Genomic DNA, 25,023 nt, shown 5'->3' with positions numbered 1-25,023 from the left:
TGGGTTCGTCCTGAACATATAAAAACCTTCCTTCGGAATTGTTTTATTCCGAATTCAACAAAAAAGGCTGTTGACCCTTCTTTGTCAACAGCCTCGAGGGGCAAAGCCCCTCTTTTTTGTTAACCCTTTCACGAGTTTTTCTTTTTTCCTTGTGATCACACCAACACCTCTTCGCATTAGCCCCGTTCCACCGATCAGTCGATCCGCGAAGCGACTCGATTACCAGGGGAAGTTTGTGAACCGGTCAACGTCCCGCCCCCTCCCCTTTTCCGGCCCGCCACTCCTCGGCCAGCATCCCGAAAAGGAGCAGGTCCTCAAATTCTCCGCGGACGAGGGTTGCCTTTTTCAGCCGTCCTTCCCGGCGAAAACCGAGCCGCTCCGCCACCCCTTGGCTTCGCCGGTTGCTGGCGGCGCAGCGGATTTCCACCCGGTTCAGCCCACGCTCGCCCAACAGCTCATCGATCAGGGCGCGGACGGCCCGCGTGACGATCCCCCTTCCCTGAAAACGCTCCCCCAGCCAGTAGCCGATTTCCGCATAACACTTGATCCGGTCGATGGTATGAGCTCCCACGATTCCGGCCATTTCGCCATCCACCCAGATGCCCAGATGGATCTCCGTCCCCCGGGCGAAACCTTCAAGCGCTTTTTGGACGAACTGTTCCGAGTCGGAGACGTTTTTCGTTTCATCCACCCAAAAAAACCAGGGGCGCAGATGGTCACGGTTGGCGTCAACCAACCGGAAGATCGCCCCCGCGTGGTGCCGCTCCAAGAGTTTCAACTCCGTGCTCTGATCGATTCGATGGCTCAACATGGGCTATCCCCCCTTTCAAAGGATCAAACGGCAAAGCGTCTCCCGATCCTCCCGGCGGCACGCCAAAATATAGGGGGTGGGCGACTTCCCTTCAAAGGGACGGCCATCAAAATCCATCGTCAACACTCCGGCCTCCTGCGCCAGGAGTAAACCTGCATAGAGGTCCTCCCCCTCCGAATCGTACAGCACAATCCCGTCCAGATCTCCCCGGGCCAGCATGCACCAAAGCAGGGACGGCGCCCAAAGGCGGAGCACCCGCTTCACCCCTTGATCGAGGCGCTCCCTCAGCTTCGCCGCAACGGGATCCTTCTGGACCTGATGTCCCTGGATCCAGCCGAGGGTCATCTTCTTGGGATCCTTGCCGCCGACACCCGCCTGGAGCCGCTGTTCGCCGCAAAAAGCCCCCTTCCCTCTCCGGGCGACGTAGACCTGATCGAGATGGGCGTCGCAGATCACTCCCAACACCGGCACATCCCGGTACAACAGGGTCACGCTTACGGCGCAGAGGGGCAGACCGATGGCGAAATTGTTCGTTCCGTCCAAGGGATCGACCATCCACAGCCAGTCTCCCACATCCCCCGACTGGCCCGTTTCCTCCCCCCGGATCGCGTGATCGGGAAAATGACGGCGAATCCGGCGAATGATCTCCTGCTCCGCCTGCTCGTCCACTTCCGTCACCAAGTCGCCGAAATCCCCCTTTTCCCGGACCCGAAACGAACCGCCAAAACGTTCCCGAATCAGGGTTCCGGCAAAGCGGGCCGCCTCCACGGCGATCTCGGAGGCACGATGCAGGATTTCTTCCATGGCCACCTCCGCTTTTCCGATGGACGCCGGAACAAAGGGGGTGAACCGCGTCGAAATGAAAAGGCGATTTCGCGGCACACCCCCACGCCAGTTCCGGATCTATCCACAAGTTGTTCATCGGCATGAAAATCTTCGGGGTCCCCTGCCTGATTTCCTGTCTCCTCGGGGGAAATCCCTGTGGAAATCATCCCGGTAAAAACGCCGTCACTTGATGCCCGTCGTCGCCAATCCCTTGATGAAATGGCGCTGGAAGATGAGAAAGACGATGATCATCGGAACCGTCATGAACATGGCTCCGGCCAGCACGTGATTCCAGAAGGCGTCGTATTCCCCGTAAAGGCTGTTCAACCCGACGGGAAGGGTGTACATCTCCTCCGAGGTGGTCAGCAGGTTGGGCCACATGAAGCTGTTCCAGTTCCCCAAAAACATGAAGATGACCTGCGCGGCCAAAGCCGGCTTCGCCAGGGGCATGACGATCCGCCAGAAAACCCCCCAGCGGCTCAATCCGTCCAGAAAGCCCGCTTCTTCCAGTTCCCGGGGAATGGACAGGAAAAACTGGCGCATGAGGAAAATCCCGAAGCTCTGGGTGAGGAAGGGGATGGTCAAACCGGCATAGGTGTTGATCCATCCAAAGTTGCTCAGGAGAATGTACATGGGAACCAGGATTACCTGACCCGGCACCATCATCACCGCCAGAATCGTCAAAAACAACGCCTTTCGGCCGGGAAACGGAATCCGGGCCAGGGCATACCCTGCCATGGAATTGAAGACCACGTTGCCCGCGGTGACGATCACCGCCACCAAGAGACTGTTCCAAAACCAGCGGGCAAAGGGGTATTCGTCACTCAGCACGATGTTTTCATAGTTTTCGAGGGTGAGCCTCTCCAGGGGCACCCACAGGGTGTTGATATCCGGCGTCATCTTGAAGGAAGTGAAAACGGACCAGAGAAAGGGACCGATGGTCACGACGGCATAACCGATCACGATGACGTAGAACAGGGGTTGTGTAAGCATTCGCTTCAAAGGACATCCCCTCCCTTCACATGCGCATCTCTTCGCCGAAGAATTTCCGCTGGATCAACGTCAGGATAAGGATGACGAAAAAGAGGAAGAAAGCGATGGCCGAGGCATATCCCATCTCGAAATCCTTGAAGGCCTTGTTGTACAGGTAGAGCACCACCGTCAGCGTGGCGTCCAGGGGACCTCCGTCTCCGCCGGAAATCACGTACATCTGGTCGAAGACCTGAAAGGTGCCGATAATGGACATCACCACGATGAAGAAAGTGGTGGGCTTCAGCATCGGCAGCGTGATGTGCCAAAACTGCTGCCAGCGGTTCGCCCCGTCGATCTGGGCGGCTTCGTACAGGTCATCGGGGATGTCCTGCAGTCCCGCCAGGTAGATCACCATGAACTGTCCCACGGTGCTCCACACCGCCATCATCATGATGGAGGGAAGGGCGAAGGTGACGTCGTCAAACCAGCTCCTCGCCGGAATGCCGAACAAGGCGAGGAAATGGTTCACCAGCCCGTCCTTTTTGAAGAGAAAGAGAAACATGACCGAGACGGCCACCGTGGACGTGACCGTGGGCAAAAAGTAGGCGACCCGGAAAAAAGTTTTCCCCTTGATCTTGCTGTTGACGATCAGGGCCAGCATCAGGGCGATGCTCACCTGGACGGGCACCACCCCCAGCGAATAGATGCTGGTGTTGAGAAGGGCGCGCCTGAAGCGCTCATCCTGGAACATCTGAATGTAATTGTCCAGGCCGACGAACTCGGCGCCCTCGGGATTGAGAAAGGTGAAGGACTGAAAGCTGAGAAAAAAGGCGTAGAAGATGGGGCCGATCAGAAACACGGCCAGGGAAACGATCACCGGAAGGGTAAACAGGTAGCCCATGACCGGATCGCTGAGGAGAGAGAGGCGTTTCCTCCGGGCGGCGGGCTTCGTCACGACCGTCGTTTGGGGCTTCACCGACTGACCTCCTTTCAAGCGCAAGTGGCGGCCGCTGCCGGATTGCCGCCACCATCGCCAAGCAAAATCCTTGACCTTCAAAGCATGACGCAACTCATCTTAAGGATGGGAGCATGACGCTCCCATCCTCCTTCGGTCACTTCAGTTTGTTTTGCGCTTCTTCCAGGGCTTCCTTGGCCGGCTTTTTCTTCAGAATGGCCGATTCCGCCGCTTTGTTGAAGGTGTCCACCAGCTCGTTCCCTTTTTCGCCGTATTGGTAAGGCTCGGCATATGCGACGGCCTTCACGAAGGGTTCCCGTTCCGGAAACTTCTCGATGAACTTCTCACCCATCGATTTCAGGGAGGGCAAGGCCAATCCGCCTTCCACCACGTACTGCTGCCCCTTCTCGCTGGTGAGGAACTGCAGCAGCTTGAAGGCTTCCTCCTTGTGCTCGGAGTTTTTGGACATCACGTAGGCGACGGTGAAGGCCAGGTTGGAGTTTTCCTTCTCCTTCACGGGCAGTTCCACCATGCCGTAATCGAGGTCCGGAGCCTTCTCCTTCAGGAAGGGAATCATCCAGCCCCCTTCAAACACCATGGCCACCTTTTCCTCGGCGAAGGCGTCCCCGTTCCACTCCACGCCCAGGTTAGACGGGGTATCCGCCACCTTATCCTTGATGAAGAGGTCGGTGATGAACTGCAGCGCCTCCACATTGGCCGGATGGTTCAGGGTCGGATTCCCCTTATCGTCCAACACTTGACCCCCGTTTTGGACCAGGAAGGGCTGGTAGCGGTCCAGACTGGGATGAAGAGCGAGGCCCTTTTTGTTTCCTTTGGAGAACTTCTTGGCCGCATCCCGCAGTTCGTCCCAGGTTTTGGGCGGTTTCACGCCCGCTTCTTCAAACATTTTCTTGTTGTAGAAGAGGACGAGGGTGTTGTAGTCCTTCGGAATGCCGTAGGTTTTCCCTTCCCATTGAAACGCTTTCACCAACGATTCCTCATAGGCCGAAAGGTCGACGTTGTTCTTCTTGATATACTCGTCCAGGGGTTCCAGGACGCCCAACTTCATGAATTGGGGCGCGGGCATGCTGTCCAGATAGTAGACGTCCGGTTCGTCCTTGGCGGCGATCAGCGTCTGCATTTCACTGAGATAATCGCCGGTAATCGAGTGCAACTTCACCTTGATGTTCGGGTTTTCCTTTTCAAAGGCGGCCACCTGTTCCTGCACGATCTTCTTCTCCGCCGGGCTGGAGAAAGCGCCGCCGAGGGTGATCGTCACTTTCCCCCCGTCCTCGGAGGAACCTTCACTCCCCCCGCCACAGCCGGACAACACAAAGGAGATGGCAACAACCAAGCTGATCAATGTCATCCATCGACGTTTGAGCATTTTGCATCCCTCCTCGGGGTATGAATGACGGGCAGGACGAGGGAAGCACAGGGAAGGCGGTGCCGTCCCCCTTCCCGGATGCGTCTCCCGTCCGTCCCGGGTATGTGAACCCCCCGCCCGCAGACGGGAGGATTTCACCGCAAGCAGGGGTGAATCACCACATCCCAACCCGTGGTGTTGATCTCGACCCAGGTGCGGGTGGAGTCACCGATCCGCGCCAGATTGAGATCCAGCACCCCCTGCCCCAGCCGGAGCCGTCGGACGGACAACCGGTTCATCCCCTCCGGCAGATCGGGGGAGAGGTGAATCCGCTTGCGGGTGGGATCCGGCTCCACTCCCAGAATCGTCTGCAGGATGGTGAAGGCGGTTCCCGCAGCCCATGCCTGGGGCGAACAAGCGACCGGATAGGGAAGCGGTCCCCCTTCTCCCCGCTCATGGCCGGAGAAAAGCTCCGGCAACCGGTGATGGCGGAAGTACCTGGAAGCTTCGATCAACCCCCGGATGATCCGCTCCGCCTCCCGGTAAAAGCCCAGCCGCTTCAATCCGAGAAGAATCATGGCGTTATCATGGGGCCAGACGGAACCGTTGTGGTAACTGTCCGGATCGTAGGATTTGCAGGTGGAGCTCTTCGTTCTCACGCCCCAGCCGGAAAAGAGATCGGGCTCCACCAGGCGGCGGGCCACCCGCTCCGCCTGTTCGGGCGTGAGAATGCCCGTCATGAGGCAGTGGCCGGGATTGGAGGTGACGGTCCCCGCCTGCCGCCCTTCTCCGTCCAGCGCCAGGGCGACAAACTGCTCATCCTCCATCCAAAAATCCCGGGCAAACCGCTCCCGCAGAAGCTCCGCTTCGCGGTTCAGCCGCTCCGACCGCTCGGCCTCCCCCAGCAGGCGGAACAGTTCCGACCACGCCTTTTTGGCCATGTATACGTAGCCCTGCACTTCCGACAAGGCGATCGGCGCCTCTGCCAGCCGGCCGTCCCGATGAACCACCGAGTCCTCCGAATCCTTCCAACCCTGGTTCCGGATGCCTTTTGAAGATCGCATCGCGTAGGAAACATAGCCGGTTCCCGCGGGATCGCCGTGCCGGTCGACCCAGTTCAGCGCCTCGATCGCATGGGGAACCATCTCGCGCACGAAGTCCAGATCGCCGGTCCACCGGTATACCTCGGCGATCAGGATGAGAAACAACGGCGTGGAATCGATGGATCCGTAATAGGGAGTGAAGGGAATCTGGCCGGAACGGGCCAGTTCGCCGAACCGGATCTCGTGAAGGATCTTCCCCGGCTCTTCATCCCTCCAGTCATCCACTTTCTTGCCCTGAAATTTGGCCAGGATGCGCAGGGTTCCCTTGGCCACCTCCGGGCGAACGGGAAGGGCCTGCAGAGCCGCGATCAGGCTGTCCCTTCCGAAGGGAACGGCATAGATCGGAAGTCCCGCCACCGGAAAGGGCCCGTCGCCCAGATCGGTCAAGAGCATGCGAAGATCCTTCATTCCGCGTGCAAACATGCGGTTGAAATCGTCCCAGTCCGAGTGCACCTCGGGAGAGCCCACGAACCATTCCCGCTCGCTTTCCTCCAGCTTCAGCAGGGATTGCTGCTCTTCGATCACCTGGGGAATCTCCCCGTCGGTTCCCGGAACATACCGCAGATGTATCGACCGGCAGACATTGGATTCCAGGCGGAGCGGAAAGCGGATGGTCCCGTCTTCCTCCACCTCCGCCGGGGTTCCGGCGGTCTCCACATCGGTGGTCCGCCGTGCTCCGTCCACTCCTCGGTAGGAGAAACGCACGCCTTTCTCCGTCCGCGTCACGCCCTCCCGCTCCCCGACTCGCCCTTTCCAACCGCGCACCACGAACATGTCGGCGAAGTCGGCATCCACAAGCAGGGAGAGACGGGTCTGCACCGGGTGATCTCCGCGGTTGACGAAGGAGAAGGTCTCGTAAACCACACCGCCGTAGATCCACCGCTTTCGGGTGATGTCCAGCCATTCCCCGCCGACGGGCTTTCCTACTTCGTCCGTTCCTTCCCGGTTGGTAAACCGGTACCGACTGGTCGCCCCGTCGGCCTCTCCGTCGATGGGAACCGTCGGAATGCCCTCCAGTTTCCACTCCAACCGGCTCAAAAAGCGGGTGTCCCTGGTAAACATGCCCAACCCCCGGCCGTCGCCGGCGGGCAGATCTCCGTAATCATCCGAATAGAAGAAGAGATCCCCTTCTTTGATGACTTGAGTCAAAACGGTTTCCCCCCACTGTGATTTTGAAAATAGCCGCACTCGGGACGAAAACGTTTCCGAAATCGCGCAGGGCTTTCCTTTCCCTCAACAACCCGGAGGAGCCGTGCTTTCCCGGATCTCCAGCTTCGGCTCCAACACCTCGGCGGTTCCGATTTCCCCGTCAAACATGCGGATCAGAAGATCGACCGCCTTGCTCCCGAATTCGTATACGGGCTGCGAAACCGTGGACAGCGCCGGAGTGACGAAAGAGGCCAATTCAATATCGTCAAACCCCATCACCGAGATATCCTCCGGAACCCTTCGTCCCAGGTCCTTCAACTCCCGGACCGCCCCGATCGCCATCGTGTCGCTGGCGCAAAAAACCGCCGTCATCTCCGGGAAGCGGGAGAGCAGTTGGCGTATCCCCTCCCGCCCCGACGCTTCCTCAAAGTCGCCGAAATATACCCTTTCCGGCCGGTATTCGATTCCCGCTTCCTTCAGGGCATTCCGGTATCCGTTCAGCCGCTCCAGGCTGACAAAGGCCTGGGCATGCCCGTTGATCATGCAGATCTCCCGATGTCCTTCGGCGATGAGATGCTCCACGGCCATCCGGGCGCCCCGCTCGTTGTCCAGCGTGACATGACCGCATTTATCCCCCACCAGCGGCACATCGATCAGCACACAGGGAATGGAGGATTCCACCACTTCCTTCAGATACGGATCATCCGTTCGGATGCCCATCAGAATCACGCCGTCCAACTGCCGCCGCCGACACAGTTCCATGTAGGGGACCTGCTCCTGCTTCGACGGATCCGTCGTCGACAAGACCAAGTCGTAATCCATCGCCGTTGCCCGGTCGTTCACGCCGCAGATGATGTTGAACGTAAAATCATGACCGGTGCGGGAACGGGTCAATTCGGAAATGATCAATCCGATGGTCTGCGATTTCTTCATCACCAAACTGCGGGCGACGGCATTGGGGCGGTAGTTCAGCTCTTCGGCGATGCGCAGGATCCGCTCCCGCGTCTCGGGACGGATATCCTTATAGCCGTTCAGCGCCCGGGACACCGTCGTCACGGAAACCCCTGCCCGTTTTGCGATGTCTTTGATTGTGACGCCCATGCCATCCTCCCGAAAACGTTTTCGCTAACATCATATCGGAATCTTCTTTTTTTCGTCAATGATTTTTTTGTGGAAGAAAAAGGGGTTTGACGGCTGCGAGGGGAAAATCCATCAACGGGGAAGACCGCAAGAGGAGGAATCGCGATGCAATATGCCCGCCTGGGAACATCCGAACTGGAGGTCTCCCGGATCGGCATGGGCACGGGAGGATGGATGTGGGACAGGATGGATGAATCGGAGGCGGCATACGCCCTTCACCGGGCCATCGATCTGGGCATCAACCTGATCGATACGGCCCCCCTGTACGGATTCGGCCGGGCGGAGGAAATCATCGGAAAAGCCCTCGTGGAATCCCGCAACCGAAACCGGGTGGTGATCGCGACAAAAGCCGGACTCGAGTGGGACGCGCGCCGGCGCATCTGGTGGTGCAACGCATCCCGCGAGCGGATCTTGGAGGAAATCGGACAAAGCCTGCGCCGCCTGCGGACCGACTGGATCGATCTTTATCAGATCCATTGGCCCGACCCGGAAACGCCGATCGAAGAGACGGCGGAGACGCTGCTTTCTCTGTACGAAAAGGGCGTGATCCGAGCCGTCGGCGTCAGCAATTTCCGTCCGGAACAGATGGAGGCGTGGCGAAAGGTCGCTCCCCTCCACGCGAACCAACTGCAGCTCAACCTGTTCCGACAGCATTTTCTCGAAACGGCTTTCCGTCACTGCCGCCGGCATGACATCGGAACGCTCGCCTGGGGAACCCTGGCCAGCGGGCTGCTCACCGGAAAATTTTCCGCCGACACCTCCTTTCCCGAAAACGATGCCCGCCGCTACGACCCGATGTTTCAAGGGGAGCGGTTCCGCCAATACCTCGCCGCAACGGAGGAACTGAAAAAAGCGGCGGCGGAAAGGGGACGCACCGTCACCCAATTGGCCGTCCGTTGGACCCTCCAACAACCCGGTGTGACGGTCGCCCTGTGGGGAGCCCGCAGGCCGGATCACTTGGATGAGGTGCCCGGCGTCTTCGGATGGTCGCTGTCCCATCAGGATTTCGCCCGCATCGACGACATCCTGCGGAAAACGGTGACGAAGCCCCTCCCACCGCCTCCGGCGGATTTTCGCCCCCCCCTCCCGTTCGGAGCTGGAGAGATTGAAAAAGTGATCTCCCGGAAGTGACCCTCCCGCACAGGATGTAACAAATTGCCACTTCTATTCGAACGTTTGTTCGTGTATCCTATAGATTGAGGTGAAGAAATGATGGATCGGGGTAACAAGCTGTGGGAGGGTCACCGGCTCCTGCTGCCGCAACACCGGGACCTGATCTGGGAAGAGAAGCAGAAGGCGAAGGAGTACCATCCGCCGGAACTGGCGGCGGATGAGTTGGAGGCCCTCGACCGGACGATCCGATGGTCCCGGGCCAAAAAAAGGCCGATTGTGCTTACCTACGCCAGCAAGTACGGCCCGAAGCGGTGCACAGGGGTCGTCCTGAACATCCATCCCCTCGAAGGATGGATCATCCTTCAGAGCGGGGAAGAAAAACGGTTGATTCCCCTGTCCAAAATCGTCGGAGCCGAGGCGGCGACCGGCGGGGAATGGACCGAATAGATGCCCGAAAAAGCGCGAAGGGGGGTGCCGGATCGGCGATCCGGCACCCCGGCTTCCGCCGCCATCGGCGATTTCGCAAGACCTGCTTGACAGTTCATGTATATCGGAGTGATCAACCGGCCTGATATAATGAATATATAGATATCAAGCGAAAAAGAGACCGCTGAAAAACCCGAACACAGGCGCGCCAAGAGAGGCAGTTTCCGCTCCTCTCCATGCAGCGGGGGCGCTCGACGAAAGATCTTTGCCCTTTGGTTCATAACGCACCATCGCGCCAGAGGGTGGTTAACATGTTCCGCCTGTTTTTTGCCGGGAAAGACGATCCGCTGCTGGTCCAAAACGGCCCCTACGGCCTTTTTACCCTCCCGCACCTGATGGTTGTGCTGCTCCTGTTTGCCACCGTTTATCTGGTCATTCGCCGCATAATAAGAAAAGCGTACCGCGCTCGTTTTTCGTGGGTGTTTCGCGCCTATGTGCTGCTTGTCCTGCTCGAAATCATGAGGGTGATCTGGAGCGCTTATACGGGCCAATTCGACGTCCGGGAGGACTTGCCGCTGCAGCTTTGCGGCATCCAGATGTTTGCCATACCCCTGGCCCTGTTTTCGCGCGGCCGGATCGGAGACTACATGCGCGAGTTTGTATTCGCCTACGGCACCGTGGGCTTTTTGCTCGCCCTCATCCTTCCGATTCCGACGCTGCAAATCTATCCCGTGTTCCATTTCCGGAGCATGCAAAGCATGCTGTATCACGCCGCTATGGGTTTTGTCGCCCTGATGTTGCCTCACCTGAATTACCGCCCGGACGTAAGGAACGTGCGAAAGGCCTACGCCGTGCTCGTGGCATGCGCGTTGTTTGCAAGTGTTGTGAACATCCTTTTGGACAGCAATTATTTATATACTTCCGCGCTTCCCATTCGGTTTGATTCCCTGCGTTGGCCGTTGTATCTGCCCTTTTTATTTGCATTCGCGTTGTTTGTGGGGCGCCTGCCGTATCATGCATACCGTTTTTTCAGCGGAACCTGTCCCGGTGGAACGCCACGCCGGCCACCAGGGAGAAACAGGCCGGGCGGACGAAGGTTCTTTCAAAAAACATGACGTGCCGATGTTAAGGATACGTGAGTATGAAACAAGACCTGACAGGCGTTTAACGGGCTGCGTTTTGGAACATCTGTGAAAAAATTTGCGGCGGTTTGAAGCGGCAAAAAACGTGGAGAGCGACAAAAGCGTTGTTAAACAGACATGCAGGCCACCTTCGTCTTTTGAAAAGAGAAGCGAATTATTCCTTTGCGGCCCTTCCAAGACGATGATGGAGCAATACAGATCTTGGTTTGCAGCGGACGGGACGAGGCAATAAATCTCGTTGAAACAGACCCTTTCATTAAAGAAGGTTATTATGCTTCGTATGAGGTCCATGAAACAATTGGCCAATCGAGTAACCAAAGAAAAAAGGCCCGCATGCGGGCCGCGCAATGTGCTCCGTTTATTTTGTACCGGCCTTCTCGTTGTGTTCCTCGCCGGCTGCTTCGTGTTCGCCTCATCCCGGTCATGGGCCGGCGGTCCGGCAGCGGATTGCCCAACACAAAGGACAGGGGTTTCCCCGCCCTTATTTTTTTTGCAAGGCCGCCAGCCGATCGGCCTGTTCCAGAACCAGTCGCACCAGTTCGTCTTCCCGGGAAAGGCCGGCATACTTGCAAAGGGCTCCGTCCATCCCGTCCCGCTTCACGGTTTGCGACAGTCTCACCGCTTCCTCGTCCCCATCAAAATCGTACGCGAGGGCGGCGGCAATGCCAAGGGCCAGATTTTCCGGCCTTTTCCCCCGTGCGATCAATTGACGGGCTGGCGCTACCAGCCGATCCTTCGGGCCGAGTTTCCGGATGGGGGAGCGGGCCACCCGCGTCACGTCATCGGAAATGTGGGGGTTTTGAAAGCGACCGATAATCTGTTCGATGTATGCAGCGTGGGCACCGGGATCGAAGCCGTGCTTGTCGACCAGCAGCGACCCCGTCTCATCGAGCGCCTTTCGCACGATTTCCCGGATCGACGGCTCATCGATCGCCTCTTGGATGGTCGAAATCCCCCGGGCATAGCCCAGGTAAGCCGTAACGGCATGGCCGGTATTGACGGTGTATAATTTTCTCTCCACATACGGGGTCAACTCCTTGACGCACACCATGTCCTTTACGGCGGGCGGATCCCCCAGGATCCCGGCCTGATCCACGATCCATTCGTGATAGGGCTCGACGGCGACGGCCAGCGGGTCCTCACCATCCTGATTGGGAACGATGCAGTCGACAACGGCGTTGGGAAACCCGAAAATTCTCTGGAATCGCTCCTTTTCCGCCTCCGTCACATGTCGATACACCTGTTCCCTGAGAAGCGATCCGGCACCAATCATGTTCTCACAGGCGACCACATTGAGCGGGCGGTCCGTTTCGCGCATCCGCCGCCGCAGCCCCTCCGCGATGAGCCCGGCGATCAGCGGCAGCACGTTGGCACCGACCGCCGTCGTCACCAGATCGGCCTCCGCAATCGCCGCCACGGCGCATTCCTCGTCCGTCCGGCTGTTGATCGCCCGGACATTTGAAATCTGCATCTCTTCCCTCGCCGCCCCCACCCGCACGACGCGGTAGGAACGCCGCTCGTTCAGCGCTTCCACCAGGGTTTCGTCGATATCGATGAAACACACCTCATACCCGGACCGGGCCAACAAGGCACCGATGAATCCCCTTCCGATGTTTCCCGCTCCGAAATGTACCGCCCGCAAGTCAATTCACCTCGTCAAAAAAGGAAAGGAGTGCTTCCTTCGATTGGGCATGAACGATTTTCTCCACTTTTTCCGGGTCGGAACAAACCAGAGCGATGTTGGATAAAATCTGCAGATGCTCATCACCCTTGCCGGCGATCCCGACGACCAGTTTGGCGACCCGGCCATCGCCGAAATCCACCCCTTCCGGAATCTGGACGATCGAAATTCCGGCGGCCTTCACCAGCCTTTTCCCCTCTTCCGTCCCGTGGGGGATCGCCACGTGGTTGCCGATGTAGGTGGAGGTCACCGTTTCCCGCTCCAACATCTTGTCGATGTATGCTTCCTCCACAAACCCGTTTTCCACCAGCAGCCGGCCGGCCAGCCGGATCGCGCTCTCCTTGTCGCTTACCCGGGCGTTCAGCAGTACCGCTTCCCCGGAAAGGACCGGTTTCTCCATCGTTTTCCACTCCTTATCCGTCCAGTTGGTCTTTTAAAAACCGTTGAAATCGGTCGCCAAGGAACGAAGCCACCGTTTCCTGATCCTGCGATTCAAATACGGCCAAGCTCTCGTCGCCTTCGATGATGAGGGCGCTGATGTGACTCAATACTTCCAACACCGTATTTGACGGATTTTCCGGCGCCAGAAGGAGCAGCAGCCGGTTCATCCCGGTCCGGGTGTCATCCATCGCCCGGATGGAAAGGGGTTCCGCCCAGCTCCAGATCGTGAAGGAGGGTTGTTGCACCCGGGGACTTCTGGCGTGAAACAGGCCGAGGGAAGAGCCCGGAATGCCGAGCCCCCTCATCCGGTGACGTTGAAGCAACGCTTCGGCCACCTCCTCCGGACGGCGGAGGACTCCCCGTCGGTGCAGCTCTTCGCAGGCGGACCTCAGCGCATGCTTGACCGTCTTCGGATTTTCAAGAACCGTCAGCTGAAATCCCTCCAAGACCGTGCCGATGATTTCCGCGAGCCGGTAAACGCGCCGGAACGGCAGGACATGCCGGCGATGGTCTCCGGCTTTTTCCCCCGGTTCCCGGTCTTGGATCCGAGGAAAATCCCCGCGATCCGGAACAGGCGAAGGGCGCCGCTTCCGCACCGCTTCCCGGATCTTTCGGGCGTCATCCTCCGTCAACATCGGATGGACCAGGATATATTCCCGTCCAAATCCCTCCAGGGGAATGGTCGAGATGATCACGTCGTAATCGTCGAGGTTGATTTTTTCCAGATCAAAGAACGACGCTTGATGCAACCGCTGAACTTCCTGAAGCTCTTTTTTGACTTTGGCCGCCAGCATCTTCGACGTGCCGATTCCGCTCGCGCAGATGATCAACGCCCGGATCTCCTTCGGCTCGCTCAGCCGTTCCAGGCTGGAGGCGAAATGCAGCACGAGATACCCGATCTCCGCCTCCGGAAAGGGAATATCCGGAAAAGCCCTTTCCACACCCGTTCGGATCAACGCGAACCAATCGCCGTAATCCCTTTGGATATCCTCCAGCAGCGGGTTGTCGATGCGCAGCCCCTTTTGAATCCGGTAAATCGCCGGTTGCAGATGGGTGATCAGCCCCCGGAACAAGGACGGATCCCGGTGCAGGTCCACGCGGGTTTGTTCGCTGACGTAATCGATCAGCCGTTTCGTCCGGGAAGCCAGAAGAAAATTCTCCTCTTCCAGCTCCCACCCGATTCCCTCCCTCAGTTTCGCCCCCTTCAAATGCATGGCGATATAGCCGACCTCCGCCTCCGGAACTTCCAGATCGAGGGCCTTCCGCAACTTGTCGATGATCTTGGCCGCGATCCGGTATTCCCGCGTATCCTGCAAGGCGGCGAGGGAAGGGGCGTCCATCACGATCTTCTCTCCCTTTTGCAGCCGCTCCAGGGCGAGCGCCAGGTGTACGACGAGACCGATATACGCGCTGTCCGTCAGGGCGTAGGGCAATTGGGTCCGGATTTCCTCCACCGCCCTTTCGGCGACCGCCAGTTTGTCCTTGCCCACATATCCCAGCAGACGTTCCGAAACCGTCCGGACCGGACCGGCGGATTTCTTCCGGATTTGATCGCGGAGAAGCACGAGCAGATCCGCCTCCGACAGATTTTCCATGATCAGTCGGCTCATGGCGCGGCGCTTCGCCGCCTCCGGTCCGACGACCTTTACGCCGTACCCGCGCTTGCGAACCAGCGAAAGGGAAAAGGAAGCCAGCCACTGTTCCACCTTCGTCAAATCGTGGCTCACCGTCGCCACCGTCACGTTCAACTCATCCGCCAGCGCGACCAGTTTCACGGCGTCCTCCTGCGCCAACAGGAAACACAGGAGGATCGTCTGCCTCTCGTGCGGCGTAAACTCACACGGGGGTTCGTTCAGGAGAAAGAGCTCCAGCTGCTTTTTCCTTTCCGGCGCACCCCGGATCCGGATGCCGATTCCCGTTTTCTTTTCCAGCGAGAGATCGAACGCCGACAAGATATCCTCCACGTGATTCAAGTCCCGATGGACCGTCCGCTCGCTCACCTGAACCGCCACCGCCAGATCCCTGACGGTGACGGCCTGATCTTCGTTGAGCAGGCGCTGCAGTATTTGCCTTTCCCTCGCCGTGACGTACATGCGATCACCTCCGGCAACCGGCGATTCCTTCCCTCCTTCCCTCATTCGCGTTATTTTCGTTTCAAGCGCTCCACCAACTCGTCATACTTCGAGCCGTCCAGGAAGTTTTCCACAGAGACATGGGTCGCCTCCGGCAACCTGGCCTTCGCCCGCTCCGTCAAGTCCTTGTGGGTGATCACGATGTCGGCGTCTGCGGGCAACTCGCTGATCGAAGTGTTCGTCACTTCGATCTCCAGCCCCGCCTCCTGCACCTTGCGGCGCAGGATGGAAGCCCCCATCGCGCTGGAACCCATTCCCGCATCGCAGGCGAAGATGATTTTGCCCACTTCCTTTTGATCCAACCGCACCAATGCTTCGGCAGCCTTGCTTTTCTTTCCTTTCAGCTGCTCCATCTTCTCCGTCGCTTTCACCATGTCTTCCTCCGCTTCCCCTTTGTTCCGCCTGATGATGGGAAGCGCCACGAGGAACGAAACCAGCGTCCCGACGGCAACTCCCGACAGCACCCCCAAATAGTTCCCCTTCGGCGTCATCGCCATCAGGGCGAAAATGCTACCGGGAGAAGGCACCGCCACCAGCCCGGCGTGGAACAGGGAAAAGGTGAAGACCGCACTCACGCCGCCGGCGATCACCGCCAGAATCAACAAGGGCTTCATCAGGATGTAGGGGAAATAGATTTCGTGAATCCCGCCGAGAAAGTGGATAATCGCCGCCCCGGGGGCTGACTGCTTCGATATCCCCTTCCCGAAGAGCCAGTACGCGAGCAGAATGCCAAGGCCGGGACCCGGATTGGTCTCCAGCAAAAAGAGAATCGATTTTCCCGTTTCGGCCGCCTGCTTCATGCCCAGGGGGCTCAAAATCCCGTGGTTGATCGCGTTGTTCAAAAAGAGAACCTTCCCCGGCTCGATAAATATGTTGGCCAAGGGCAACAGCCCGGCGGCGATGATGGCTTCCACGCCGGCGGCCAGCACCCGGTTCAGCGCCAGCACGACGGGTCCGATCGCCTGATAGGCGAGCAAGGTCAAGATCGCGGCGATGATTCCCGCCGAAAAATTGTTGATGAGCATCTCAAAGCCCGAGCGCACCTTGCCCTCGATCCATCGGTCAAACATTTTGATCGACCAGCCGCCGAGGGGACCCATGATCATCGCGCCCAGGAACATGGGGATATCCGTACCCACGACAACCCCCATCGTAGCGGTGGCTCCGACCACGCCCCCCCGAACGTCGTATACCATCCGTCCGCCGGTGAAGCCGATGAGCAGCGGCAGCAGATAGGTGATCATCGGCGACACCAGCTTGGCCAAATGCTCGTTCGGCAGCCAGCCGGTGGGAATGAACAGGGCGGTGATCAAGCCCCAGGCGATGAACGCCCCGATATTGGGCATGATCATCCCGCTCAGATAACCGCCGAACCGCTGCACCTTCGCCCTCCACGACGCCGTCTTCTCCGCCTGCGCTTCCGGCAACGGCCGCGTCGCTCCGTTCACGGCAAAATCCCTCCTTTGCTCGATGCGCACCCCGACGCCCAAGGGGTTGTTGACATGATTAAAATATGATTTCATCGAACCCGCGCAGGGCACACATGGAAACGTCGGTTTTTTTGGTTTGTTTTCATTTTATAGCGCTTCCATCAAACGCCTCAATGAGATATTGATGGCAATTTGTCACCATGGATTTTGACATGATTAAAATGGAACGAAGGGCGGTGTGCACGACCGGTTCGGAAAAAGCCCCGGCCTCTCCCTGTATGGGGGAGGTGCATCTTCCTGCGGCGCAAAAGAAAAAGGGCACCTCGCCGGAAGGTGAAAGACTCCGCGTCAAAAGCCCTATAAAAAAGATGGGTGTTCCGCTGAACGCCTTAAGTCATGCGGCCGAAACGAAACGGAGCACCCTTCGGCATCTGTCGGGGTTGGTTTCGCAGCGCAAAAAAGGGAGGGACGCGATGTTCCGCTCCGGCTCCATGCAGCAGGGAGCGCTGGGCGAAAATCGGTCCCTCCGGATACTTTGCCAATCGCTTGAGGACACCTTGCAAGACTTCTCTCCCGATTTGCGATCAGTAGCCTGCTTCCAGTTTCGCCTTGTACACATCCGCATCCAGTTCTTTGGTGATCCGGCTGGTAAGCACACCCGCCGTCATGCTTCCGCTCACATTGACGGCCGTGCGCCCCATATCGATCAGGGGCTCGATCGAAATCAACAAGCCGGCCAAACCGATCGGCAGGTTCATCGCCGAAAGCACCAGAATGGCGGCAAAGGTGGCTCCTCCTCCGACCCCCGCCACCCCCAGCGAGCTGATGGCCACCGTCAAAATCAGAGTGAAAATAAAGACGGGGTCCAGCGGATTGACACCGACCGTGGGCGCGATCATGACTGCGAGCATCGCCGGGTAGATTCCGGCGCATCCGTTCTGTCCGATCGAAACCCCGAAGGAACCGGACAGGTTCGCGATTCCCTCGGACACGCCCAGCTGATTCGTCTGGGTTTGGATGTTCAGCGGCAGGGTTCCCGCGCTGGAGCGCGATGTAAACGCAAAGGAAAGGGTGGGCAAGGCCTTTTTCACATAAATGAGCGGATTCAACCCGGATATCGCAAGCAAGACCAGGTGCACGGCAAACATCGCGAGAAGGGCCACGTAAGAGGCGATGACGAACTTGCCCAATTTCAGGACCGAATCCACATCGGTCGTCGCCACCGCCTTCGTCATCATGGCGAAAACCCCGTAGGGAGTGAGGCGCAAAACGAGCGTCACCATTCGCATGACGACCGCATGGAACGCTTCAGCGATTTTTGCAAACAGATCGGCCTGCTCCGGATTTTTCCTCTTGACCCCCAAGTAGGCGATCCCGAGAATGGCGGCAAAGATGACGACGGCGATCGTTGACGTGGGCCGCGCACCGGTGAAATCCAAGAAGGGATTGGCCGGAAGGAGCTCAAGGATTTTCTGGGGGAAGGATTGATCCTTAATCTCATCAAATTTGCCTTCGATCTCGTTCGCCCGCGAAAGTTCCGCATCGCCCTGTTCGATCTGAACCGCCTTCAGATCAAAGCCCAGGGCCGTCACAATGCCGATGGTAGCGGCAATCGCCGTCGTGCCGATCAGAATGCCGATGATCAGCCCGGCGATCTTGCCGGTGTTGCTGGACAGTTTCAGTTTCGTAAAGGTCACCAAAATGGAAATGAAAATCAGGGGGATGACGATCATCTGCAACAGTTTCACATAACCGCTACCGACGATGTCAAACCAATCGATCGAGGCTGACAAGGTATCCCGATCCGATGCATAAGCAAACTGCAGGACGAATCCAAACACAATCCCTATGCCGAGGGCGGTGAAAACGCGTTTGGAAAAGGAAAGGTGTTTCCGTTGCATAAAATACAGCCCGCAAATGATCAGAAGAAACAAAACAATATTTAAAATTATAAAAAGGGAATTCAACATTCATCCTCCCATCCGTATTCAACTTCTCTATTAGATATAAACTAATAAATCCTATCCGTCAAGTAAGATTTAACGCCCGCCCTTTTCCGCAGGCTCCACGCCGTTTTCCGCTTTCCGTTCCCATAACACAGCATTCCCAGGAAATGCATGCCGATGCGCCGGCGATGAGGTGCGAAACCGGGGCGTCAACACATGCGAAGGGGGCCGAATCGTTCTCGGCCCCCATTTGGGTTGCTTATGGTTGAAAGGTCATTTTGACGCTGACCACTTCCGGGCGATTGCCGATCCGAAGGGGCGGACCCCAGGTGCCGTACCCGCAGGATACGATGAGGTGGTAGGCTCCCTTCTTCAGCAATCCCCAATCCTCTTCATAGATGCGGTCGGTGATCAGATTTGCAGGAAAAATCTGCCCCCGGTGGGTGTGGCCGGACAATTGAAGATCGATGCCGGCGGCTTGGGCCTCCCCCAGATCGATGGGCTGGTGGTCCAGCAGAAGGAGGGGCTTCCGGGTATCGATTCCCTTCATCAACTCTTTCAGCTTGACCCGTTCCGGCCCCCCATGAAGGCGGGGATCGTTCCGGCCGATCAGGTACAGATCATCGCCGATGGATACGGAGCGGTCTTTCAATACCTGGATCCCCTCCGCCTCCAGAGACCGCATCAATTCGCCTTCATCATCCCGGAGATCCCGGTCGTGGTTTCCGGGTACTGCAAAAACTCCCAGTGGGGCTTCGATTTTCCCCAGAACCGACACCAGCTCCCTGGCCGCTCCCGGAGGGAGACGACCGTCGGTGATGTCTCCGGCCAGCAGGACGAGGTCCGGTTTCAGCTCCCCCAGCATTTCAAGCAGGGACTCCATCCGGCCGGCATCGATCACCGGACCGAAATGAATGTCCGAAACCATGGCGATATGGAGCTCCTTCATGGATCCGGCCTTTTTGTTCACCGTCACCTCGTACTCGTTGACGACCGGATTCCGGGCATTCCACCCTCCGTAGATGACGGCGCCCAATATGAGGATTACCACGACGCCCCCCAGGACGAGAGGGGTTTTTGGGTGTTCCCTCACCCGATCCGGAATAAACCTGAGCCACCGATTCAACAGCCGGATGCAGTCGATCAGGAGAAGAATCAAAAAGGCGTACAGGACCATGATCATGGAATACCCGCCCCACATGGCCATCCAGGAAGCGATAAAGCGGGGCAAAAGATGTTCCGTCAGCTCCGCTACAGGAAACGGCAGCACCAGCAAGGCGAAAACGGCACCGAACAGGACCCGGAGGAAGCGGGAATCCGGTTTGCCGAGAGACTGCCATCCCCTGCGCCAGATGTAGTAGCTCATCAACCCGTAAAGCGCCAAGAAAATCGAGACGAAAAGACCCCACATGTACGTTCTTTCTCCTCCACCGAAAAGTGTTGCTGCAGCTCTCCGCACATGGATGCGACTTTTGATCCTTCGATTCTTCCACAATGAATAAAGTATCAAACAAACCGGCGATTGGCCATACAATGCGGAGAATTTCGACTCCACCGGGACTCGGCAGATCGTTTCGGGTCCGTTTGTCAGACTTTCGGGAAGCACGACACCTGTCCGTGTGCAAAAGGATTGACCATGGACGAATTGGAACGGCTCCGCTTTTGACATCGCCTCAAAACGTCAAAAAATGTGCGCCCCCTCCGGCACTCGACAATGTCTCCCGCCGCTTCGGCTGCAGATGCGATCCGGGTTACGCGCCGACCTTCACCGGGTATGCAGATCATTGTGAACCGCTTGACCCTCCGTGTGAAAAATCTCCCTATACATCCAGGATAAACGGTTAATCTCACCTGCTTTTTTCCTGCGCCAACCGGCGCAGGGGATCCGTCATCACCTTTTGTTGAGCTTCACAGCAGTGATCCATATCCTCAAATTGCGCCGTGATTTCCGCTCTTCGTTCTCCCTGTCAGGCGCGCTCCATAAAAACGAGTGAACCGTTCAGCAGGTTCACTCGGCAAATCCGCCTTCGATAGATCATGTTTCGATCCCGCACTCCCGCATGAATCGATCCTGCGTCACATGCCCGGAGTTGAGTCAACCTTTCTCCTTCAACGCGCCCGATGATTCCCCTTCTTCCCGATCCCGCTCCTCGAGGAAGGAAACCACCGCCCGGAAAAACCGTCCATAGTCCGGATTCCACACGTCGTGCCCCGCTTCCGGCATGACGGCGATTTCCACCCGGGGCAGCCTTTCCCGAAAGAGCGCGGCATCCGCTTCTTTCAATAACGATCCCTCGCCTCCGCCGCGAAGGACGAGCGCCGGACAGCGGATCTCCCGCAGGCGGTCCCAGAGAAACACCTCCCGGGATTCCCGCTGCATTGCCCTCACCACCCGTTCCGGGATCTTCCGGGGAGACGAGAGCATCCGCTCCACCCAGGTTTCGGGAATGGCCGGATACCGCGCCGGATAATCGATCAGGATCAAACCGGCCACCCGGCGGGGATGGCGGGCCGCCAGCTCGATGGCCCGGGGGACCCCCATCGAGTAGGCTATCAGGCAGAATCGCCCTTCTAATGCCTCTTCCATCACCGCTTCGGCATCCTCCACCTGATCCTCCAGGGAATAACCCGCCTCCGGCGCGTCGCTTTTGCCCGCCCCCCGCCAGGAGATGGCCAAGGTGCGACGGGGGGCCAGCTTTTCCATCTCGGACCGAAAGTTCTCGGCGCTCTCCAGAGCGCCGGGAATGTACATCAGGGGAATCCGGTCGACCTCTTCCCGTTCCCCGCTGTCCAGGTAATGGAGCCGGACTCCGCCCCTCGAAGCCCAGGCATCCCGAATCAATCGGCTGCACTCCTTTCCTCCCCATTGCCGCCAGCTTCGGACATCAACCCGGCCAGGACCGAAACCCGAAGGATGATGCCCAAGAGCTTCCCGGATCCGTCCACCACGGCGATGGGAAAGCGGGACTCGGTGGCCTTGGGGATCAGCTCCTGAATGGTCTCTTCGGGGTCGGCGGTATGGTAGTCCTTCCGGAGGATCTCCGGCAGATTCTTGTTCTCTTTCCGGGCCTGGATCGCGTCATCGATCGTGACGATCCCTTGCAGCTTCCGGTCTCCGTCCACGACAAACACGCTGGAGATGCCGTTGGATTTCATCTCCTTGACCGCCACCTGGATCCCGTCCTTCATGGAAACCGTCGCGGTGGTCCGGACCATCACGTGTTTGGCCTGCACCACCCTGGACCGGTCGATATCCTTGACAAATTCCTCGATGTAATCGTTCGCCGGCTGGTTCAGGATCTCCTCCGGCGTCCCGATCTGAATCACTTCTCCGTCCTTCATCACCGCCACCCGGTCACCCAGCTTGAAGGCCTCGTTCACATCGTGGGTGATGAAGACGATCGTCTTCTTCAACTTGGACTGGATCTCCAGAAGCTCCAACTGCATTTCCCGGCGGATCAAGGGATCCAGGGCGCTGAAGGGCTCATCCATCAGCAGGATGTCCGGATCATTGGCCAAGGCCCGGGCCAACCCGACCCGCTGCTGCATCCCGCCGCTCAATTCCCCGGGCATTTTGTCCTCCCAGCCCTCCAGGCCGACGGCGGCCAGCACCTCCTGGGCCTTTCGCCTGCGTTCCTCCTTGGGAACTCCCTTCACTTCCAGGCCGTATTCCACGTTGCCCAGCACGGTGCGGTGGGTAAAAATGCCGAAGTGCTGAAACACCATGGCCATTTTGTTTTGGCGGAACTCCCGGAGCTGCTTTTTCCTGTATTCCACGATGTTCTCCCCGTCGACGGTGATCCGTCCCCGCGTCGGCCGGTTGAGCAGGTTGAGGCAGCGGATCAGGGTGGATTTTCCGCTTCCCGACAGCCCCATGATCACAAAGATTTCCCCCCGCTTCACTTCGAAGGAAACGTCGCGCACGCCGACGGTATGACCCGTCTTTTTCAAAATCTCGTCCTTCGACGCCCCCTCCTCGAGAAGTTTCAGCACGGATTCCGGTCGGGGGCCGAATACCTTGGTCACGTTTTCCACGATGATCTCAGACATGGCCCTGCTCCTTTTTGAAATTGTAGCGATTGGCGATGCCTTGGGTGATTCGGTCGATGATGATCGCCAAAATCACGATGGACAACCCGGCTTCAAACCCGCGATCGATATCCACCCGGTTGATGGAGATCAACACTTCCATTCCGAGCCCCTTGGCCCCGACCAGGGAAGCGATCACCACCATCGCCAGCGCCATCATGGTGGTCTGGTTGACTCCCGCCATGATGGTGGGAAGGGCTTGCGGAATCTGAACCTTTCTCAACATCTGCCAGCGGGAAGAGCCGAAGGAAAGGGCCGCCTCGATCATCTCCCGGGACACTTCGCGAAGGGCGAGATTGGTCAGGCGGATCACCGGGGGAAGGGCGTAAATGACGGTGGCGAACAGCGCCGAAACCTTTCCCAGCCCGAAAAACATGATGGCCGGGATGAGGTAGACGAAACTGGGCATCGTCTGCATGGCATCCAGGATGGGTCGCATCACCGCTTCCGTCAACCGGCTGTACGCCATCAGGATGCCCACCGGGATTCCGATCAGAAGGGAAATCGCCACGGAGGTCAGCACGATGGACAAGGTCAGGATCATCATGTCCCAATAGCCGAAGGATCCCACCAGGAACAGAAGAAGACCGAAGGTAATGCCGGCGGGGAGATGAAGCAGCCGCCACCCCAGCAGAAAAGCGGCAAGGATCACCACCCACCAGGGAAGCCATCCCATGAAGAGTTCCACATTGTACAAAAAGGTCAGGGTAACCACTTTGACAGCATCGAAAAAGCCCGTCAAATGGGTGGTCAAAAAACGGATCAAGTCCTCCACATATCCACCGACGTCGATACGAAATTGATCAGGAAATTGACTCATCGCAAATGTGCTCCCTGCGAAGCCTGCACGTCACCTCTCTTTTCCGTAATGAGACAGAGCGGACTTGCAACAACGATACGAGGAGGCCGGGACAGCGGTTTCCCTCATGTCCGGCGATTGCCGTTTCGCGGAAAACCCCGTCCCAACCGTCCGTCGTTTGAGGGAAACGCCGTCTTCCCCATCGGAAGAGGGCACCTTCCCCTTTACCCGCGCGAAACTATTTCAGGGACTCTTTCACTTTGGCCGCCACATCGTCGGGAACCCACTGGGTCCAAACCTCCTCGTGCTCCTTGAGGAACCACTGGGCGGCCTCATCGCTGCTCGCGTCGTTGTCCTGCATGTAAGCCAGGGCCTCATTGGTCAATTCGGCACTGGTCTTGTATTTCTTAAGGAATTCGACCACTTCGGGAGCCCGATCCTGAAGGCTTTTGTGGATGGCGATTTCCACCGGTTGCTTCGGAAACGCCGTTCCGTATCCGTCCTCCCAGGCTTTTTCGTCATAGGCGGGCTCCTCCAACAGGGTCATGTCGTATTTCCCCATGACCCAGGTCGGCTCCCAATAGTACCCCACCCAGGGCTCACCCTTTTCATAGGCGTCGGTCAACGAACTGGTGAGGGCCGCGTCGGAACCGGGCCGGAAGTAGGTAAAGTCCTTGTCCAAACCGTAGGTTTTCACCTTTTGTTCCAAAATTCCGTCAACTGCCCATCCGGTCGGTGAACCGATAATCCGGGATTTTCCGGGGTTTTCCGGATCCTTGAAGAGATCCTTGTAACGGGTCAGATCCTGAACCGTTTTCAGGTCGGGAGCCATCGGCTCGATTCCCCGTTTTTTGTCCCCTTTGATCATGTAGGTCGGCACATAAAATCCCTGCCGGTTATCGTCAAAGTTGGTGGACACCCGTTCCACGTTTCCGCTTTTCAATATCTTTTCCCATTGATCCTTCACATTTCCGGTCCATATCTCCATGTACACATCGATATCCCCCTGCTCCAATCCCGTCAGGGTGTTGGGGGTGGATCCGGGCGTCACGTCGGTCTTGAGCCCGTACCCGTTTTCAATGATCGCCTGTGCCACGCTGTTGTGAAAGCGCAGGCTGTCCCACCCGGCATCGGCAAAGACGATGGGATCATCCTGCCCCCCCTGCTCCACTTCCGGTGGGGTGGCACACGCCGTCATCGAAACGATCAACAACGCCGAAAGGATTCCAAAGGTCCATTTCGGGAACCTTTTGTAAAATGGATTCACATTAACAACCTCCTGTTCTCAACCATTATAACATAATAAAAAAAATTGATCGAAACGGGAGGTGCGCGGTAACTTCTATTGACAAACCACGCCCGGGTATGAGGATCCCGGGGCGATACCCGAATCTAAGGTTGATCGGTTTAGAAGCTATTTCAAAATTCGGTTTACACACCAAATAATGAATGCAATCAGGCAAAAAGCTCTATAGATATGCAAATATCGGTCATATCGGACCA

19 protein-coding genes and 1 pseudogene are annotated in these 25,023 nt (G+C 57.8%); 3 read left to right on the top strand and 17 right to left on the bottom strand.

Annotated elements, in window-relative coordinates; genetic code table 11:
* Positions 1-244 precede the first annotated feature (244 nt).
* The 7 genes and pseudogenes from CLV97_RS16455 to CLV97_RS16425 form a co-directional block, all read right to left on the bottom strand.
* Positions 245-811, bottom strand: a complete 567-nt coding sequence (locus tag CLV97_RS16455) for a GNAT family N-acetyltransferase (RefSeq protein ID WP_106346617.1) — start codon at positions 809-811, stop codon at positions 245-247.
* Between the two features lie 15 nt (positions 812-826).
* Positions 827-1,615 (bottom strand): inositol monophosphatase family protein, encoded by a 789-nt coding sequence (locus CLV97_RS16450; protein ID WP_106346623.1) that lies wholly within the window; start codon positions 1,613-1,615, stop codon positions 827-829.
* 204 nt (positions 1,616-1,819) lie between these two features.
* Positions 1,820-2,629 (bottom strand): carbohydrate ABC transporter permease, encoded by an 810-nt coding sequence (locus tag CLV97_RS16445; RefSeq protein WP_211295781.1) that lies wholly within the window; start codon positions 2,627-2,629, stop codon positions 1,820-1,822.
* Between the two features lie 25 nt (positions 2,630-2,654).
* Positions 2,655-3,509, bottom strand: a complete 855-nt coding sequence (locus CLV97_RS16440) for a carbohydrate ABC transporter permease (protein ID WP_106346622.1) — start codon at positions 3,507-3,509, stop codon at positions 2,655-2,657.
* 211 nt (positions 3,510-3,720) lie between these two features.
* The gene (locus CLV97_RS16435) at positions 3,721-4,950 is read right to left on the bottom strand and encodes an ABC transporter substrate-binding protein (RefSeq protein ID WP_106346615.1); all 1,230 of its coding nucleotides are present in this window, start codon (positions 4,948-4,950) and stop codon (positions 3,721-3,723) included.
* A gap of 134 nt (positions 4,951-5,084) precedes the next feature.
* The gene (locus CLV97_RS16430) at positions 5,085-7,181 is read right to left on the bottom strand and encodes an amylo-alpha-1,6-glucosidase (RefSeq protein WP_245891674.1); all 2,097 of its coding nucleotides are present in this window, start codon (positions 7,179-7,181) and stop codon (positions 5,085-5,087) included.
* A gap of 84 nt (positions 7,182-7,265) precedes the next feature.
* Positions 7,266-8,291 (bottom strand): annotated as a pseudogene (locus CLV97_RS16425) (LacI family DNA-binding transcriptional regulator); the annotation flags it as partial.
* A gap of 135 nt (positions 8,292-8,426) precedes the next feature.
* On the opposite strand from CLV97_RS16425, the gene CLV97_RS16420 reads away from it, so the two are divergent.
* The 3 genes from CLV97_RS16420 to CLV97_RS16410 all read left to right on the top strand — a co-directional run bounded on the left by CLV97_RS16420 (position 8,427) and on the right by CLV97_RS16410 (position 10,975).
* Positions 8,427-9,452, top strand: coding sequence for an aldo/keto reductase (locus tag CLV97_RS16420; protein ID WP_106346612.1), 1,026 nt, complete (start codon positions 8,427-8,429; stop codon positions 9,450-9,452).
* An 81-nt stretch (positions 9,453-9,533) separates the two neighbouring features.
* Positions 9,534-9,881, top strand: coding sequence for a YolD-like family protein (locus tag CLV97_RS16415; RefSeq protein WP_170070586.1), 348 nt, complete (start codon positions 9,534-9,536; stop codon positions 9,879-9,881).
* 290 nt (positions 9,882-10,171) lie between these two features.
* On the top strand, positions 10,172-10,975 hold the full coding sequence (locus CLV97_RS16410; protein ID WP_170070585.1) for a YwaF family protein: 804 nt from the start codon (positions 10,172-10,174) through the stop codon (positions 10,973-10,975).
* A 508-nt stretch (positions 10,976-11,483) separates the two neighbouring features.
* On the opposite strand, the gene CLV97_RS16405 is transcribed toward CLV97_RS16410, so the two are convergent.
* From CLV97_RS16405 to CLV97_RS16360, 10 genes are all read right to left on the bottom strand, one after another.
* Positions 11,484-12,644, bottom strand: coding sequence for a mannitol-1-phosphate 5-dehydrogenase (locus CLV97_RS16405; protein WP_106346609.1), 1,161 nt, complete (start codon positions 12,642-12,644; stop codon positions 11,484-11,486).
* Between the two features lies 1 nt (position 12,645).
* Positions 12,646-13,083, bottom strand: coding sequence for a PTS mannitol transporter subunit IIA (locus tag CLV97_RS16400; protein ID WP_106346608.1), 438 nt, complete (start codon positions 13,081-13,083; stop codon positions 12,646-12,648).
* A gap of 13 nt (positions 13,084-13,096) precedes the next feature.
* Positions 13,097-15,217: a BglG family transcription antiterminator gene (locus CLV97_RS16395; RefSeq protein WP_170070584.1), complete on the bottom strand. Its 2,121-nt coding sequence runs from the start codon at positions 15,215-15,217 to the stop codon at positions 13,097-13,099.
* Between the two features lie 50 nt (positions 15,218-15,267).
* Positions 15,268-16,608 carry a PTS mannitol transporter subunit IIBC gene (locus tag CLV97_RS16390; RefSeq protein WP_245891676.1) on the bottom strand — a complete coding sequence of 447 codons (1,341 nt, stop codon included), beginning with the start codon at positions 16,606-16,608 and terminating at the stop codon, positions 15,268-15,270.
* Between the two features lie 662 nt (positions 16,609-17,270).
* Positions 17,271-18,656: an L-cystine transporter gene (locus CLV97_RS16385; protein WP_281257626.1), complete on the bottom strand. Its 1,386-nt coding sequence runs from the start codon at positions 18,654-18,656 to the stop codon at positions 17,271-17,273.
* Positions 18,657-18,891: 235 nt separating this feature from the next.
* Positions 18,892-20,043 (bottom strand): metallophosphoesterase, encoded by a 1,152-nt coding sequence (locus tag CLV97_RS16380; RefSeq protein WP_106346606.1) that lies wholly within the window; start codon positions 20,041-20,043, stop codon positions 18,892-18,894.
* A gap of 684 nt (positions 20,044-20,727) precedes the next feature.
* Positions 20,728-21,474, bottom strand: coding sequence for an alpha/beta fold hydrolase (locus tag CLV97_RS16375; protein ID WP_106346605.1), 747 nt, complete (start codon positions 21,472-21,474; stop codon positions 20,728-20,730).
* Positions 21,471-22,682, bottom strand: a complete 1,212-nt coding sequence (locus tag CLV97_RS16370) for a quaternary amine ABC transporter ATP-binding protein (protein ID WP_106346604.1) — start codon at positions 22,680-22,682, stop codon at positions 21,471-21,473. The genes CLV97_RS16375 and CLV97_RS16370 overlap by 4 nt, the downstream gene beginning before the upstream one ends.
* Complete coding sequence (locus tag CLV97_RS16365; protein WP_106346603.1) at positions 22,675-23,541, bottom strand: ABC transporter permease; 867 nt, start codon at positions 23,539-23,541, stop codon at positions 22,675-22,677. The genes CLV97_RS16370 and CLV97_RS16365 overlap by 8 nt, the downstream gene beginning before the upstream one ends.
* A 217-nt stretch (positions 23,542-23,758) precedes the next feature.
* Positions 23,759-24,787: an ABC transporter substrate-binding protein gene (locus CLV97_RS16360; protein WP_245891673.1), complete on the bottom strand. Its 1,029-nt coding sequence runs from the start codon at positions 24,785-24,787 to the stop codon at positions 23,759-23,761.
* Between the last annotated feature and the right edge of the window lie 236 nt (positions 24,788-25,023).

The organism is Planifilum fimeticola, from assembly GCF_003001905.1.
Classification (GTDB): domain Bacteria; phylum Bacillota; class Bacilli; order Thermoactinomycetales; family DSM-44946; genus Planifilum; species Planifilum fimeticola.
Note: the sequence above shows the minus strand (reverse complement) of the source record. Positions and strands in the feature narration are given on the sequence as shown.